The 14,468-nt window shown below is 66.8% G+C and carries 15 protein-coding genes; 9 read left to right on the top strand and 6 right to left on the bottom strand.

Features of this window, described 5'->3' with window-relative positions:
* The first annotated feature begins 20 nt into the window (after nt 1-20).
* Together LOY33_RS13855 and LOY33_RS13850 are read left to right on the top strand one after the other, a co-directional pair.
* Entirely contained in the window at nt 21-452 is a 432-nt protein-coding gene (locus LOY33_RS13855) for a carboxymuconolactone decarboxylase family protein (protein ID WP_258658828.1), read from the top strand.
* A 69-nt stretch (nt 453-521) separates the two neighbouring features.
* Entirely contained in the window at nt 522-1,007 is a 486-nt protein-coding gene (locus LOY33_RS13850) for an ATP-binding protein (RefSeq protein WP_043861400.1), read from the top strand.
* Between the two features lie 17 nt (nt 1,008-1,024).
* Here LOY33_RS13850 and LOY33_RS13845 read toward each other — a convergent pair whose 3' ends face one another.
* Nucleotides 1,025-1,714, bottom strand: a complete 690-nt coding sequence (locus LOY33_RS13845; RefSeq protein WP_104572342.1) for a B3/4 domain-containing protein — start codon at nt 1,712-1,714, stop codon at nt 1,025-1,027.
* Nucleotides 1,715-1,931: 217 nt separating this feature from the next.
* Here LOY33_RS13845 and LOY33_RS13840 point away from each other — a divergent pair, with 217 nt between their 5' ends.
* Both LOY33_RS13840 and LOY33_RS13835 read left to right on the top strand, forming a co-directional pair.
* A complete protein-coding gene (locus LOY33_RS13840; RefSeq protein WP_258658820.1) occupies nt 1,932-2,546 on the top strand; it encodes a hypothetical protein in 615 nt (204 codons plus the stop codon).
* Nucleotides 2,539-3,339, top strand: a complete 801-nt coding sequence (locus tag LOY33_RS13835; protein WP_258658817.1) for an aminoglycoside phosphotransferase family protein — start codon at nt 2,539-2,541, stop codon at nt 3,337-3,339. The genes LOY33_RS13840 and LOY33_RS13835 overlap by 8 nt, the downstream gene beginning before the upstream one ends.
* Nucleotides 3,340-3,780: 441 nt before the next feature.
* Here the strand turns inward: LOY33_RS13835 and soxR are convergent, their stop codons facing one another.
* Complete coding sequence (gene soxR, locus LOY33_RS13830; RefSeq protein ID WP_054914623.1) at nt 3,781-4,233, bottom strand: redox-sensitive transcriptional activator SoxR; 453 nt, start codon at nt 4,231-4,233, stop codon at nt 3,781-3,783.
* 155 nt (nt 4,234-4,388) lie between these two features.
* On the opposite strand from soxR, the gene LOY33_RS13825 reads away from it, so the two are divergent.
* Genes LOY33_RS13825 through LOY33_RS13810 form a run of 4 tightly spaced genes read left to right on the top strand, consistent with a single transcriptional unit; the run spans nt 4,389 to nt 10,516 of the window.
* Nucleotides 4,389-5,486 (top strand): efflux RND transporter periplasmic adaptor subunit, encoded by a 1,098-nt coding sequence (locus LOY33_RS13825; RefSeq protein ID WP_258658813.1) that lies wholly within the window; start codon nt 4,389-4,391, stop codon nt 5,484-5,486.
* Entirely contained in the window at nt 5,483-8,584 is a 3,102-nt protein-coding gene (locus LOY33_RS13820) for a MexW/MexI family multidrug efflux RND transporter permease subunit (protein WP_258658809.1), read from the top strand. The genes LOY33_RS13825 and LOY33_RS13820 overlap by 4 nt, the downstream gene beginning before the upstream one ends.
* On the top strand, nt 8,581-10,017 hold the full coding sequence (locus tag LOY33_RS13815; protein WP_258658807.1) for an efflux transporter outer membrane subunit: 1,437 nt from the start codon (nt 8,581-8,583) through the stop codon (nt 10,015-10,017). The genes LOY33_RS13820 and LOY33_RS13815 overlap by 4 nt, the downstream gene beginning before the upstream one ends.
* A 13-nt stretch (nt 10,018-10,030) precedes the next feature.
* Nucleotides 10,031-10,516, top strand: coding sequence for a DUF2165 domain-containing protein (locus LOY33_RS13810; RefSeq protein ID WP_258658804.1), 486 nt, complete (start codon nt 10,031-10,033; stop codon nt 10,514-10,516).
* A gap of 48 nt (nt 10,517-10,564) precedes the next feature.
* Here LOY33_RS13810 and LOY33_RS13805 read toward each other — a convergent pair whose 3' ends face one another.
* Nucleotides 10,565-11,152, bottom strand: coding sequence for a TetR/AcrR family transcriptional regulator (locus tag LOY33_RS13805; RefSeq protein ID WP_043861388.1), 588 nt, complete (start codon nt 11,150-11,152; stop codon nt 10,565-10,567).
* A 137-nt stretch (nt 11,153-11,289) separates the two neighbouring features.
* Here LOY33_RS13805 and LOY33_RS13800 point away from each other — a divergent pair, with 137 nt between their 5' ends.
* On the top strand, nt 11,290-12,495 hold the full coding sequence (locus LOY33_RS13800; RefSeq protein WP_258658800.1) for an MFS transporter: 1,206 nt from the start codon (nt 11,290-11,292) through the stop codon (nt 12,493-12,495).
* 1 nt (nt 12,496) lies between these two features.
* Here LOY33_RS13800 and LOY33_RS13795 read toward each other — a convergent pair whose 3' ends face one another.
* From LOY33_RS13795 to LOY33_RS13785, 3 genes are read right to left on the bottom strand one after another with little or no spacing between them, the layout of a single operon-like run.
* Nucleotides 12,497-13,021, bottom strand: a complete 525-nt coding sequence (locus LOY33_RS13795) for a D-alanyl-D-alanine carboxypeptidase family protein (RefSeq protein WP_258658797.1) — start codon at nt 13,019-13,021, stop codon at nt 12,497-12,499.
* Nucleotides 13,022-13,044: 23 nt separating this feature from the next.
* Nucleotides 13,045-14,121: an FAD-binding oxidoreductase gene (locus LOY33_RS13790; RefSeq protein WP_258658793.1), complete on the bottom strand. Its 1,077-nt coding sequence runs from the start codon at nt 14,119-14,121 to the stop codon at nt 13,045-13,047.
* 39 nt (nt 14,122-14,160) lie between these two features.
* Nucleotides 14,161-14,457 carry a hypothetical protein gene (locus LOY33_RS13785; protein WP_043861384.1) on the bottom strand — a complete coding sequence of 99 codons (297 nt, stop codon included), beginning with the start codon at nt 14,455-14,457 and terminating at the stop codon, nt 14,161-14,163.
* Nucleotides 14,458-14,468 lie beyond the last annotated feature (11 nt).

Below are 14,468 nucleotides of genomic sequence, written 5' to 3'. Positions count from 1 at the left end.
CACTTCACTGGAGTTTCACCATGAGCCAACTCAGACTGCCGTTCGCTTCCCTGTCGCCTGAGGCCTACCAAGGCCTGCTCGCCACCAACAACGCACTGGCCGCCAGTTCCCTGGGCCTGCCATTGATCGAACTGGTGTACCTGCGCATTTCGCAGATCAACGGCTGCGCCTTCTGCCTGGGCAAGCATTCGCAAACCCTGCGTGACAGCGAGGTGGCGCAAGCCAAGCTCGATTGCCTGGCCGGCTGGCGCATCAGTGGGCTGTTCAACGAGCGCGAGCGCGCCGCACTGGCCTGGGCCGAGACGCTGACCCACGTCAGCGAAAAGGGCGCCCCCGATGCGTTGTACGAGCCCTTGAAAGCCCATTTTTCCGACGTCGAGATTTCCGACCTGAGCTTGGCGGTGGCGTTGATGAATGCGTTCAACCGGCTGGCCATCGGCATGAACCTCTGAGCGCGTTCTACTGTTGTGGGTGCAATCGCCGGCACGGCATCATGGCGGTTCATCAATCAGGACAACGCCATGGTCACCCCGACGCTTCATCTGATGTGCGGCAAGATCGCCTCCGGCAAGTCGACACTGGCCAAGGCCCTGGCAACCGAACACGCGGCGATCTTGCTGAGCGAGGATCACTGGCTCTCCAGGCTGTACCCGCAGCAGATCCACTCGGTGGCCGACTACGTGCGCCTTGCCCGCCAGGTGCGGGCGGTGATGGGGCCGCTGGTTACCGACATGCTCAGGGCGGGCACCAGCGTGGTGCTGGACTTTCCGGCCAACACGCCTGCCGATCGCCAATGGCTGCGCGCCCTGGCCGACGCCGCACAGGTGCCGCACTGCGTTCACTACATCGAGGCAAGCGATGAGACTTGCCGGGCCAGGCTGCACCTTCGCAACGGCCGCGCCGAGCATGAGTTCGCCGCGACCGACGCCGAGTTCGATCTGATCACCAGCCACTTTCGGGTGCCCGACCCCGAGGAGGGGGTCAAGATCAGCGTTCACCGGCTCTGACCCTCGGCGCGCGCAACTCAGTAGAGTTCGATCAACTGCCGGTCGATCGTGGCACCCGGCATCATCTGCAAAAGTCCGGTGCCCAGTTCGTCAGCCGCGGCTTGCAGTGCCTCCAGGGGCATTGCAGGCAGGCTTTCGAGGATGAACCACATCTGTTCTGCATCGGCGTCCAGGCGCGTTCGGGTTCCCTGGCGCCAGTTCCAGCGCCGACACGTCACACCCAGGTCGTCGCGCCAGATCACTTCACCCTTGTCGGGCGATTCGTTGGCGGCGCTGCCGTCCTTGATGGTGTCGAACAGCTCCGTACCGGTGGCAACGGTCAAATGCGGCACACCTATGTAGGCAGCGAAATTCTCGCCGCCGACCGGCACGGCGAACCTGAGGCTGATGGCGTTGTACAGGTCGACAATGGGGTCGATGCTCGGCAGCACGGCGTCGCGCAGCACGCGCTTGCGCAGTGCCTCGGCCGAGCACGGCGTGCGCTGCGGCTTGGCGCCGAACAGCCGGAAGGTGTGTGCCCATGCCGCAAGGTGCGCCTCTGCCCAGTCCGGGGCGCCGGCTGTGACCGCCTCACAGGCCTGCGTCAGGGCGTTGGTCGCCACCTCGGGCCGGGTGATTGGCGTGGCTTTGACGCAGATGCTCATGGCACGGAACCCAGGTGCTATCTCTGCAATCTGCGGGTCAAGAACAGGCACGACAAACGACATGTATTTCTCCAGAAGGCAGGGGGAGCAGAACAGGTGCGCATTCTTGAACGGTGAGCCGTATCAGATCCAATGATTAGGCCTCATGCCTTATCAGTTCTTCTTATCCTGCAGATGGGGTGGTGCACGCACCTGTGTATTGCACACGCTCGGCGGCTTGTATGATGTCGGCCGGTTTTGGGCTTTGCGGCAAGCCCTGTTCAACGGAGTGGCAGTTGCAATGATTGTGGTAGTCGAAGGTATCAGCGCCAGTGGCAAGACCACCTGGTGCACAAGTCACGCCGAGCAACAGTTGATTGCCGAAAACGGGCGTTTTGAGAACGAGCCCGATCGCGCGACAGATCCGCTCGGGGCGGCTGCGTTCTGGGCCGAACGCAACGTCGATCGCTGGCAGGCGGCGCTGGCCATGGAGCAGCGCCGTTCGCGGGCCGTATGCGACAGCGACCCGCTCAAGCTGCATTACATCTGGAGCCTGTGGCAGATCGGCGAGGCCAGTGAGCGCGACTGGCAGGTGGAACTGGACGCTACCCGGCAGACCTTCGCGCAAGGGAGCATCGGTTTTGCCGACGCCTACCTGGTTGCGCGCATCGACCCGCAGCTGGCACGGGAGCGGGCCCGGGCCGACAGCACGCGTCGGCGCAGCAGGTTCGAGCTGCACGTGCGCCTGCAGGAAGCAGTGCTGAACTGGTACGGCGCCATCGAGCAGGTACTGCCCGGCAGGGTGCAATTCGGTTTGCCCGCGCAGTTGCCCACGTTGCAGCGCCTGGAAGGGCGCTATGCGCTGGAGGCCTTTGATCAGATGATCGCCTCGCTACCCAGGCCACGGCATGTTTGACGACTATCTCAAGCGCTGGCAACTGACTGTCGATGGCGAGCCGTTCGACTCGCTGAACGGCACCCTGCTGCCGGTGCGCCAGCAGGGCAGGCCAGCCATGCTGAAGATTTCGCACGTTGCCGAAGAACAGGCGGGGAGCCTGCTCATGGCGTGGTGGCAGGGCGAGGGGGCAGCGCCGGTACTGGCTCACGACGGCCAAGCCCTTCTTATGGTGCGCGCGCAAGGTACGGATGCACTGACGCAGATGGTCAAGGACGGGCACGACGAGCAGGCCACGCGCATCCTTTGCGCGGTTGCCGCCCGCCTGCACGCACCGCGCGCCACGCCCATGCCCGCTCTGGTGCCACTGGAGCAGTGGTTCGAGGGGTTGTGGCACGGGGCCGACAGGCACGGCGGTCTTCTGCTGCACTGCGCCAGCACCGCCCGCGAACTGCTGGCCGCGCCGCGCGATGTGGGGGTACTGCATGGCGACATCCACCACGGCAACGTGCTCGATTTCGGCGCAGCCGGCTGGCTCGCCATCGACCCCAAGGGGCTGTATGGCGAGCGGGGCTTCGATTACGCGAACATTTTCTGCAATCCCGATGGTGAGCAGGCGCTGGTACCGGGGCGCTTCGCGCACCGGGTCGAGATCGTCGCCAAGGCCGCCGGCATGGAACCTCGTCGGTTGTTGCAGTGGGTGCTTGCGTGGTCGGGCCTGTCGGTCAGCTGGCTGCTCGAAGACCATCAACCACCGGGCGGCACCCTTGAGGTGGCGAAACTGGCCGCAGCGGGGCTTGGTTATATGGAGTGACTGCGCTCCATGCGGGTCGATTGATGGAGCGCTGTCGCTCCGTTTGAAACCACAGGCGTGCAGGTGGGCTGCTGCTGGCCGACGATCGTGCGCGATGCATCAGCCAGATCGCGTTTGCAGGTTTTGCTGGCGCTGCGCGCCAGTTCGCGGGCAAGGCCCGCTCCTACGCCCTTCGGGCAGAAGCCACAGGGCTGTAGGAGCCAGCATTGCTGGCGAACGAGCGCGAAGCGGTCGCAGAACCTGCGTGTGCGATGCATCAGCCAGATCGCGTTCGCAGGTTTTGCTGGCGCTGCGCGCCAGTTCGCGGGCAAGGCCCGCTCCTACGCCCTTCGGGCAGAAGCCCCAGGGCTGTAGGAGCCAGCATTGCTGGCGAACGAGCGCGAAGCGGTCGCAGAACCTGCGTGCACGGTGCATCAGCCAGACCACCCGCAACCCTCGCGCCTAACCCTCGGCAGCCCCTTCCAGAATCCTCGGCCCCGGTCCATCCTGCCCCAGCGCATCCCCCGGGTTGCGCAACGGGCAATCATCCAGCGACAGGCAGCCACAACCGATGCAGTTGTCCAGGCTATCCCTCAATGCCTCCAGCGTCCGGATGCGCGCATTCAGGTTCTCGCGCCAGGCCGATGACATCTCACCCCACTGCGCCGCCGTCAATTTGCTGTTGGGCGGGTAGCGGCTCATCGCATGCTTGATCTCTTCCAGCGGAATACCGGTGCGCTGCGCCACCTTGATGATCGCGATGCTGCGCAGCACCAACGCCGGAAATCGCCGCTGGTTGCCGGCATTGCGCGTGCTGGCGATCAACCCCTTGGACTCGTAGAAGTGCAAGGTGGAAATCGGCACGCCACTGCGCCTGGCCACCTCGCCGATGGTGAGCGAGCGCGCACCATCCATCGTCTTTTCTGCCGCCACGTGTGTTGACCTCAAGTTAAGTTGAGGTTTTATAGTCCGGCCCGATCTTTCCTGCAACCGCTTTGCCGTGCCGATGCCAGCCGTCGGCACGGGATGCGCTGTGCAGCGAACACACCACACCGATGAGCGGAGCAAAGATGGGCAAGAGGATGCTGTTGGGAGGGGGCGCCGCTGTTGTGTGCGTGCTGGCCGTCGTCATGCTGCTGACCAGAAAGGACTCGGCGGCGCACGCCACTGCGGCGTGGCCGGTGACCAAGGTCGCGCTGGCCACCGTCACCTCGCGTGAGGCGCCCCGCCAGACCTTCGCGGCCGGCGAGCTGGAAGCCGCCCACCAGGTGCAGGTGGCCGCAGAAACCACCGGGCGCATCACGCGCATCGCCTTCGAGTCGGGGCAAAGGGTCAAGGCCGGGCAACTGCTGGTGCAGCTCAACGATGCCCCCGAGCAGGCCGACCGGGTGCGCCTGAGCGCACAGCTGCGCAATGCCCGCACCCTGCATCAGCGCATCAGCAAGCTGCGCACCGCCAATGTCACTACCCAGGAGCAACTCGACAATGCCACCGCCGCCGTGCAGATGGCCGAGGGCGAACTGCAGCAGGTCGATGCACGGATTGCGCAGAAGGCGATCCGGGCCCCCTTTGCCGGCAAGCTGGGCATCCGCCGCGTGCATCAAGGCCAGTATTTGAATGCCGGTGACGCCGTGGCCAGCCTGGTGGACGCCACGCAACTGCGGGTGAACTTCTCGCTGGCCGAGCATGCCGCCCCGGGCTTGCAGGTGGGGCAGACCGCCGCCCTGGCGGTGGATGCACTGCCGCAAAAGACCTTTGCGGCGCGCATCAACGCCATCGACCCGATGGTGGGCAAGGCGCGCGCAGTGTGGGTGCAGGCCACCCTCGCCAACCCGGACGGGCAGTTGCAGGCCGGCATGTACGCCAGCGTGCAGCTCGCGGCGGCGCAGCCGACCCGGGTGATGGCCGTGCCGGAAACCGCCATCACCTATACCGCCTACGGCCAGACCGTGTTCATTGCCAACCACGACCCGGAACGCGGCCTGAGCGTGCACCGCGTGCAGGTGACCACCGGCGAGCGCTGGAAGGGCCAGGTGGAAGTCACCTCCGGGCTCAAGGCGGGCGACCGCGTGGTGGTCTCGGGCCAGCTCAAGCTCAGTGACGGCATGCAGGTGGAGCAGGTGGCCAATGACACGCTGCACAACGCCGACGGGGGCGACGCCTCATGAGGTTCACCGACAGTTTTGTGCGTCGCCCGGTGCTGGCCCTGGTGGTCAGCAGCCTGATCGTGCTGGCCGGCCTGTTCGCCCTGGGCAAGCTGCCCATCCGCCAGTACCCGTTGCTGGAAACCGCCACCATTACCGTCAGCACCGAGTACCCGGGTGCATCGGCCGAACTGATGCAGGGCTTCGTGACCCAGCCGATCACCCAGGCGGTGTCGTCAGTGGAAGGCATCGACTACCTGTCTTCGTCGTCGGTGCAGGGCCGCAGCCTGGTGACCCTGCGCATGGAGCTGAACCGCGACTCGACCCAGGCGCTGGGCGAGACCATGGCCAAGGTCAACCAGGTGCGCTACCGCCTGCCGGACAAGGCCTACGACCCGGTGGTGGAGCTGTCGGCCGGGGATTCCACCGCCGTGGCCTATGTGGGCTTTGCCAGCGACACGCTGTCGATTCCCGAACTCAGCGACTACCTGTCGCGAGTGGTCGAGCCGCAGCTTTCCGGCATCGACGGCGTGGCCAAGATCCAGACCTTCGGTGGCCAGACCCTGGCCATGCGCCTGTGGCTGGACAGCGAACGCATGGCCGGGCGCGGCGTGACCGCCGCCGAGGTGGCCGATGCCGTGCGCAGCAACAACTACCAGGCCACGCCCGGGCAGGTACGCGGCCAGTTCGTGCTGGCCGACATACGCATCGATACCGACCTGACCAGTGTCGAGGCCTTTCGCGACCTGGTGATTCGCAATGACGGCACGGCGCTGGTGCGCCTGCGCGATGTGGGCACGGTCGAACTGGGCGCCGCGGCCACCCAGACAAGCGCCACCATGGATGGCCGCCCGGCGGTGCACCTGGGCCTGTTCCCGACGCCTGCGGGCAACCCGCTGGTGATCGTCGACGGCATTCGCAAGCTGCTGCCGCAGATCCAGCAGACCCTGCCGCCAGGGGTCAACGTGGCGCTGGCCTACGAGACTGCACGCTTTATCGAGGCCTCGATCCAGGAAGTGCTGCACACACTGGTCGAGGCGATCGTGATCGTGGTGCTGGTGATCTGGTTGTGCCTGGGCTCGTTGCGCAGCGTAGCCATCCCGGTGCTGGCGATCCCGCTGTCGATGCTCGGCGCGGCCGGGCTGATGCTGGCGTTCGGCTTCAGCCTCAACCTGCTGACCCTGCTGGCGATGGTGCTGGCCATCGGGCTGGTGGTGGACGACGCGATCGTGGTGGTGGAGAACGTGCACCGCCATATCGAGGAGGGCCAGACGCCGGTGGCCGCCGCGCTGGTCGGTGCCCGCGAGATCGCCGGGCCGGTGATCGCCATGACCCTCACGCTGGCCGCCGTGTATGCCCCCATCGGCCTGATCGGCGGGCTCACCGGCACGCTGTTTCGCGAGTTCGCCCTGACCCTGGCCGGGGCGGTGATCGTCTCGGGGGTGGTGGCCCTGACCCTGTCGCCGGTGATGAGCTCGCTGCTGCTCAAGCCCGGCCAGCAGGAGGGGCGCATGGCCAGGCTTGCCGAGAAGGTGTTCGGCGGGCTGGCCAGCGCCTACGGGCGGGCACTGGCGCACTCGCTGTCGCGTCGCTGGGTCAGCGGCGGCGTCGCCTTGCTGGTGTGCCTGAGCCTACCGTGGCTGTACCTGCAGCCGCAACGCGAGCTGGCGCCACCCGAGGACCAGGCCGCCGTGCTCACCGCCATCAAGTCGCCGCAGTACGCCAGCCTCGACTATGCCGAGCGCTTCGCCAGCAAGCTCGACCAGGTTATGCACAGCCTGCCGGAAACCACCGACACCTGGATCATCAACGGCACCGACGGGCCGGCCAGCAGCTTCGGCGGCATCAACCTCAGCCTGTGGCAGGCCCGCGAGCGCTCGGCCGATCAGGTCCAGGCCGACCTGCAGCAGGCCGTGAGCGAAGTGGAGGGCAGCAGCATCTTTGCCTTCCAGGTGGCCTCGCTGCCAGGCTCCAGCGGTGGCTTGCCGGTGCAGATGGTGCTGCGCAGCGCGCAGGACTACCCGGTGCTGTACCAGACCATGGAAACCCTCAAGCAGCGTGCCCGCGACAGCGGCCTGTTCGCGGTGGTGGACAGCGACCTGGACTACAACAACCCGGTGGTCAAGGTGACGGTCGACCGCGCCAAGGCCGCCAGCCTGGGCATCGGCATGCAGGCCCTCGGCGACTCCCTGGCCGTGCTGGTGGGCGAGCAGTACATCAACCGCTTCGCGCTGTATGGCCGCTCGTATGACGTGATCCCGCAGAGCACCCAGGATCAGCGCCTGACGCCCCAGGCGCTAGAGCGCCAGTATGTGCGCAGCGAAGCGGGGCAACTGGTGCCGTTGTCTGCCGTGGTGCGGCTGCAGATGACGGTCGAGCCCAACCGTCTGCTGCAGTTCGACCAGCAGAATGCGAGCACGCTGCAGGCCATCCCGGCACCGGGGGTTTCCCAGGGGCAGGCGGTGGCGTTTCTGCAGCAACTGGCCAGCGAACTGCCGCCGGAGTTCAGCCATGACTGGCAGTCCGAGTCGCGCCAGTACGTGCAGGAAGGCAATGCACTGGTGCTGGCGTTTCTCGCCGCGATGGTGGTCATCTACCTGGTGCTCGCGGCCCAGTACGAAAGCCTGGTGGACCCGCTGATCATCCTGGTCACCGTGCCGCTGTCGATCTGCGGCGCACTGCTGCCGCTCGCACTGGGCTGGGCCACCCTCAACATCTACACGCAGATCGGGCTGGTGACCCTGATCGGGCTGATCAGCAAGCACGGCATTCTGATGGTGGAGTTCGCCAACGAGATCCAGCTGCGCGAGAACCTCGACCGTGCCGGGGCGATCATCCGCGCCGCGCAGATTCGCCTGCGCCCGGTACTGATGACCACCGCCGCGATGACCTTCGGCGTGATGCCGCTGCTGTTCGCCAGCGGCGCCGGTGCCAACAGCCGTTTCGGCCTGGGTGTGGTCATTGTCTGCGGCATGTTGATAGGCACGCTGTTCACCTTGTTCGTGCTGCCCACGGTGTATGCCTGGCTGGCCCGTGATCATCGCGTGCACAGCCCGCGCAAGCAGCAACTGGAGGAGGCCGAGCAGGGCCTTGCGCTTGGGCACAGGGAGGCAAGGCCATGAAGGGGTTCAGCCGTTATCCGCTGTTGCTGGGCGCCGTGGCGTTGCAGGCCGCCTGCAGCGTCGGGCCGCAATATCACGCCCCCGAGGTGGCGCCCATTCATGTGGTCAGCCCGCAGGCGCAGGCCTTCGCTGCGACGCCGGTGCAGCCGACGTCAGCCTGGTGGACCTTTTTCGACGACCCGCAGCTGGAACGCCTGATCGCCAACGCCCTGGCCCACAACCACGCCATCGAGCAGGCGCATGCCAGCCTGCTGCTGGCCCGTGCCCATGTGGATGAACAGGCGCTGGAGCGCCTGCCGACGGTGACCAGCAGCGCGAGCTACCAGCGCAGCCTGGCGCAGCAGGCCAGGCAGGGGCAGCCGCCGGCCCGCAGCCTGTCCGAATCGTGGCGGGCGGGGCTGGACCTGCAGTGGGAGCTTGACCTGTTCGGCCGCCTCGATCACCTGGAGCGCGCCGCCCAATCCCGTGCGCAGGCCTCCGCGGCCGACCTGGAACAGGTGCAGTTGAGCATCGCGGCCCAGGTGGCCCAGGCCTACTTCGAGGCCCAGGGGCTACGCCAGCAAGGGCTGCTGGCCGAAGAAGCGGTGCGCAGCTGGCAGGAGACCGTGCAGTTGACCCAGGCGCAGTTGCACGCCGGCGCCGGCCTGCCCGAAGCGCTGGAGAGCGCGCAGAGCAACCTGCTGCTGGCGCAATCGACTGTGGCGCCACTGCGCAGCCAGTTGCAGCGGCGCCTGTACCGGCTGCAGGTGCTCACAGGCCAGCGCCCCGGCAGCTTTGCCATCGCGCTGGGTGACGTGCCGCCGATGCCATTGGCGCGCCAGCTGCCACTGGGGGATGTGGATCAGCTGATCCGCAACCGGCCCGATGTGGTCCAGGCCGAACGCCTGCTGGCTGCCCGTGTGCAGGATGTGGGCGCTGCCACTGCCGACCTGTACCCACGTTTGAACCTGGGTGGGTTCATCGGCTTCTTTGCCTTGCGTGACGGCGACCTGGGCAGTGCGGCGCGGGCGTTCGAGCTGACGCCCGGCCTGACCTGGCCAGCGTTCAACCTGGGCTCGGTGCGGGCGCGCCTGCGCGGTACCCAGGCGCTGGCCCAGGGTGAGGCAGCGCACTTCGAGCAGGTGCTGCTGGTGGCGGTGGAAGAAGTGGAGGGCGCAGTCACGCAGTTGGCCGAGCACCAGCGCCACCTGCTCGGCCTGGTGCAGGCGGCGCGGCATGGCGAGGCGGCGTTCGCCATCGCCCAGCAGCGCTATGGCGCAGGTTCGGGCAGCTACCTGGCGGTCAAGGACAGCCAGCGCGACCTGTTGCGTCTGCGCCAGGACATCGCGCGGGCACAGGCCGCCTCCTATGGCAACGCCGTGGACCTGTACAAGGCCCTGGCCTGGCGCGCGCCTGCCGGCAGGACGCTTAGCGCAAACACCCTGAACAACTGATGAGGACCGCTTCGTGGATACTGCAACTTCACTGCTGATGTTTCAGATGGTACTGGCCGCAGGGTTCACCCTGTGGTTGAGCATCGCCCTGGTCAACAACCTGCAGGCCTTTGCCAGTTCGGCGGCGGCCGTCGGGGGCACGCTGTCGATGGCGCCCCTGCGCCAGGCCCCGGCGATCGACCTGCCCCTGTACTCGCGGGCCATTCACTCGCCCGCCGTGCACCGGGCGGCATTGATGGTCGTCGTGCTGCTGCAGGCGGGGGCGGTGCTGGCCGCCTGGGCGGGCTGCTACCACCTGCTGCTGGGCAGCGGCCTGGACGCAGCCCGGCCCTGGTTGAACCTGGCGCTTAGCGCAGCCCTTGGCTTTCTTTTCGCCATGCTGCTCGGGGGGCTGTGGTTCGGCTACTGGATACGCCAGGAGGGCCTGCAGCTCACTCACCTGGCGCTGGTGGTGTGGGTGGTGCTTAACTTCATGGTGTTCAACCTGCAGTGGGGCTAGTGCGCCGCTGTCACCTCATCCGGGCCACCCTCGCGTGGCCTTGATGCCCTATGGTTTGGCCAGCAGCCCGCGCAGCAGCAGTTCCAGTGCGCCGGTGCTGCGCGCCAGTCGCGCATCGCCGTCATCACCCTGGGCGATCCACACCGCAGCCTCGGCCAGGCTGCCGTAGACCAGCGAGGCCAGAGCCTGCGGGTCGGCCTCGGCCACCACGCCTTGCTCGATCAACCGTTCCAGCAGTGCCTGGATCGACGCGATGCAATGGCGTTGCGCGTCCGTCGAGGTGCCCCCCAGCACGGCTGGGGCATCGCGCAGCACGATGCGCTGGTAATCCGGCTCCAGCGCCATTTCCAGATACGCCCGGCACCGCTGGCGAAAGCCTTCCCAGGGCGTCCGGGCAGTGTCGGAGAGCGCCTGCAGGCGTGCATCCATCTCGGCGTCGATCGACGCCACCACGGCCGCCAGCAGCCCCTGCTTGTCGCCGAAGTGGTGATACAACGCGCCGCGGGTCAGCCCGGCCTGTGCGGTCAGGTCATCCATCGAGGTATCGGCATAGCCGCGTTCGCTGAACACGCTGCGGGCGGTGGCGAGCAAGGTGGCGCGGGTTTCTTCCATTTCGGCACGGGTGCGGCGAGCCATGGGCGTGTCTCCTTACATACGGTGCGTATGATTATTTACATTCGGTGCGTATGAATATACGCTTTTTATACATACATGCCGTATGTAACTTGTCGCGCCGCCGTGTCAGCGGCCAATTCACCGCCCTGGAGCATCAGATGGCCAACCCTTATCGAGACCTTTTTGCCGCGCCGGGCGCCCTGGGCTTTGCCTTGGCCGGGCTGCTGGCGCGTACCGCACTGCCGATGACAGGCATCGGCATCATCACCTTGCTGTCGCAATTGCGTGGCAGCTACGCACTGGCCGGGGCAGTGGCGGCGGTCTTCGTGCTGAGCTATGCGCTGTTGTCGCCACAGGTATCGCGCCTGGTGGATCGCCTCGGGCAACGCCGCGTGTTGCCTGCGGCCACCGCCATCAGCCTCCTCGGCCTGCTGCTGGTGCTGGCCAGCACCTGGCAACGGGCTGGCGACTGGGCGCTGTTCATCGGGGCGGTGCTGGCAGGGTGCATGCCGAGCGTGTCGGCGATGGTGCGTGCGCGCTGGACTGCCCTGTACCGTGGCCAGCCGCAGCTGCAAGCGGCGTATTCGCTGGAGACGGTGTTCGATGAGGTCAGCTTCATTGCCGGGCCGCCGCTGTCGGTGGGCCTGGCGGTGGTGGTACTGCCCCAGGCGGGCCTGCTTGCGGCCGCACTGTTGCTGGTGCTGGGTGTGTTCGCACTGGTCATCCAGCGCAGTACCGAGCCGCCGATCCAGCCCCGGGAAGCTGCCGGGGATCGTTCGGGCTCGGTGATCCGCCTGGCCAACGTGCGCCTGCTGACCCTGCTGATGGTGGCGATGGGCATGATCGTCGGCACCGTGGATATCGTCAGCGTGGCCTTTGCCGAGCAACGCGGCCAGCCGGCGGCGGCCAGCCTGGTGCTGTCGGCCTATGCCGTGGGGTCGTGCGTGGCGGGGCTGCTGTTCGGTGCGCTCAAGCTGCAGGTGCCCTTGCCGCGCCTGCTGTTGCTGGGTGGGCTGGCAACCGCTGCCACGACCCTGCCGCTGTTGCTGGTCGCCAGCCTGCCGGGCCTGGGTGTGGCGGTGCTGGTGGCGGGGCTGTTCTTTGCGCCGACCCTGATCGTGGCCATGACCCTGGTCGAGCGGCTGGTGCCAGAACATCGTCTGACCGAGGGCATGACCTGGCTGCTGGCCGGCTTGAACATCGGTGTGGCCGTGGGGGCGGCGGTATCGGGGCAGGTGGTGGATGGCAGAGGTGCACGGGCCGGCTTCGGTGTGGCGCTGGTGGCCGGTGCCCTGGTGCTGCTGGTGGCTGTGTGGGCCCACCGGCGCCTGGTTGCACGGGCGGCGGCGTCGCAGCCCGCCTGAATCAGCTGGCTACATGGCGCCAGTGCCAGGGCTCATGCACGTAGCCTGCGTCATTGTCGGGCGGGTACGACAGCTCGAAGCCATAGGTCGCTGCGTTGCGGGTCAACCATCTGAATGCCGGTGTCGCTTCGAATTCTGGCTCCAGGTCGGTGCAGCCGGGGGTGCCTATGTCGACGGCACGCCCGGTGTGATGCTCGCTGAAGAACGGCGGGGCCGAGACCGCAAGGATCTGCTCGATGCTCTGCCCCTTGTCCAGCTTGCGCTGGATGATGCTCTTCTGCCGTTCGACGCTTCTGAAGGCCGACACCAGGTAAAGCGCCACGCCCTCGGCACCGGCAGCCGCTTTCAACTGGCGCCAGGCCTGAGCGGCCACGGCGATCAGTTCGTGCTTTCGGTTGTCCTGGCCGGTCTCGGCCCACTGCAGCAGGCTGGCTTCGACGAACTCCTGCAGATGGCGCTCGATCACCGCGTTCAACGGTATGCCGAGCTGTTCGAGCATCTGCAATGCGGCGGGGGAGTAGGGCATGGGGCTGACCTGGGCAGTGGGTATCAATCCAGCCTAGCAGTGAAGGCGTGGTGCAATGGGGCGCCGTCCTTGAAAAACCGCTCCGGGCGGCAAGGTGCCAGGGCCGGCGACGTCTTGCCCTGCATGATCTCCTCGCTGGCCAGTTGGCCGACCACAGCCGCCAGCACCACGCCGGGGTGCATGGTGCACACGTAGACCCCGGCAACCGAGGGCAGCGGGCCGATGATCGGAATGCCATCGGCAGGCATCGGCCTGAGCCCGATGCAGGCCTGTTGCGTCTGCAGAGAGGTGACGCCATCGAGCTCGTTCCGAATGACCTTGGCGGTGCGCAGCGCCAGGGCTGCGGGCTGGTTTTGCGGTGCGTCGTCCAGGTAATCTTCAGCTGCCAGCAGGGTACCGTCGTCAGCCTGGCGCACCTCCATGTCCGGGCTGGACAAAATGCTGCGCACCAGGCCCGAAGGTGCGGCGTAGCGGATGAATATCGCCGGCGAGGCCAAAATGGGCAGCGGCAGGCCGATAGCCTCGGTCAGCGCCGCAGTGCCGGTTCCCGCAGCCAGCACCACCATGTCCGTCTCGATGATGCCTGCCGCTGTCTGCACACCCGTTACCCTGGTGCCATGGGTTGCAAGGGCCACCACCTGCGTGTGGGTGAGTACCGTTGCGCCCTTCGCTCGGGCGCCGGCGAGCAGGGCATGGGTGGCCTTTACCGCGTCCAGCGCGCCTTCATCGGGCGCATGGCTGGCCTGTAGCGGCGGGTGGCGCAGGTTCGGCTCCAGCTCGCGGATGCGCTCGCGACTCACCAGGGTGGCAGAGGGGCTGGGCGCCTGCACACCGTAGGTCAGGGCGCCTGACCAGCGAATGGCCAGGCCCGGCAGCTCCGACTCCAGGCGTCGGTATTGCTCGATGGCGGCACCGCGCAGCGCCGCGATGGGGTCGGCGGCGCTGTGGGAGGTGTTGATCCAGGCGAACGAGCGACCGGTCACCCCGCACGCCACATCGCCAGCATCCAGTACCGTCACCTGTGCGCCTTTGCCGGCCAGGTGATACGCCAGGGACGCACCGACGATACCTGCGCCAATTACCACGATTCGCTTGTTCAATCACACACTCCGTTCAAACAGGTTCGCCTTGCCGATGCGTTACTGGCCCTTGCACTGGGCCAGTACCACCTGGCAGGTCCTGGGCGTGCCACCGGAGCGGCTGGCGTAGCGCATGCAGTTGTCCATGGATTTCTTGCGGGCCTGGCCCAGGGTCGAGCCCCAGGCCAGGCCGCCTTCGCCAGCGCTGGGCACCGCCTTTGCGTAGCAGTTGGAACCCTGGGCGGCATAGCGATTGGCGGCCGTCTTGCCGGCGCAGCCGCCGGTCAGCAGCAGGGCGAATGCAAGCAGGCAGGGCAGGCCCCATGACAAGCGGCCAGGCACTGTTTTTGCGTTCATCCCGGTTCCCC

This window comes from Pseudomonas sp. B21-036 (assembly GCF_024748925.1).
GTDB classification, from domain to species: domain Bacteria; phylum Pseudomonadota; class Gammaproteobacteria; order Pseudomonadales; family Pseudomonadaceae; genus Aquipseudomonas; species Aquipseudomonas palmensis.
Note: the sequence above shows the minus strand (reverse complement) of the source record. Positions and strands in the feature narration are given on the sequence as shown.

What these genes read in the sequence shown, in the direction of transcription:
- LOY33_RS13795 (WP_258658797.1), bottom strand. Translation starts at nt 13,021, where the DNA reads ATGCCCTACTCCCCCGCCGCATTGCAGATGCTCGAACAGCTCGGCATA.
- LOY33_RS13840 (WP_258658820.1), top strand. Translation starts at nt 1,932, where the DNA reads ATGATTGTGGTAGTCGAAGGTATCAGCGCCAGTGGCAAGACCACCTGG.
- LOY33_RS13845 (WP_104572342.1), bottom strand. Translation starts at nt 1,714, where the DNA reads ATGTCGTTTGTCGTGCCTGTTCTTGACCCGCAGATTGCAGAGATAGCA.
- LOY33_RS13820 (WP_258658809.1), top strand. Translation starts at nt 5,483, where the DNA reads ATGAGGTTCACCGACAGTTTTGTGCGTCGCCCGGTGCTGGCCCTGGTG.
- LOY33_RS13805 (WP_043861388.1), bottom strand. Translation starts at nt 11,152, where the DNA reads ATGGCTCGCCGCACCCGTGCCGAAATGGAAGAAACCCGCGCCACCTTG.
- LOY33_RS13800 (WP_258658800.1), top strand. Translation starts at nt 11,290, where the DNA reads ATGGCCAACCCTTATCGAGACCTTTTTGCCGCGCCGGGCGCCCTGGGC.
- LOY33_RS13855 (WP_258658828.1), top strand. Translation starts at nt 21, where the DNA reads ATGAGCCAACTCAGACTGCCGTTCGCTTCCCTGTCGCCTGAGGCCTAC.
- soxR (WP_054914623.1), bottom strand. Translation starts at nt 4,233, where the DNA reads ATGGATGGTGCGCGCTCGCTCACCATCGGCGAGGTGGCCAGGCGCAGT.
- LOY33_RS13785 (WP_043861384.1), bottom strand. Translation starts at nt 14,457, where the DNA reads ATGAACGCAAAAACAGTGCCTGGCCGCTTGTCATGGGGCCTGCCCTGC.
- LOY33_RS13850 (WP_043861400.1), top strand. Translation starts at nt 522, where the DNA reads ATGGTCACCCCGACGCTTCATCTGATGTGCGGCAAGATCGCCTCCGGC.
- LOY33_RS13825 (WP_258658813.1), top strand. Translation starts at nt 4,389, where the DNA reads ATGGGCAAGAGGATGCTGTTGGGAGGGGGCGCCGCTGTTGTGTGCGTG.
- LOY33_RS13835 (WP_258658817.1), top strand. Translation starts at nt 2,539, where the DNA reads ATGTTTGACGACTATCTCAAGCGCTGGCAACTGACTGTCGATGGCGAG.
- LOY33_RS13815 (WP_258658807.1), top strand. Translation starts at nt 8,581, where the DNA reads ATGAAGGGGTTCAGCCGTTATCCGCTGTTGCTGGGCGCCGTGGCGTTG.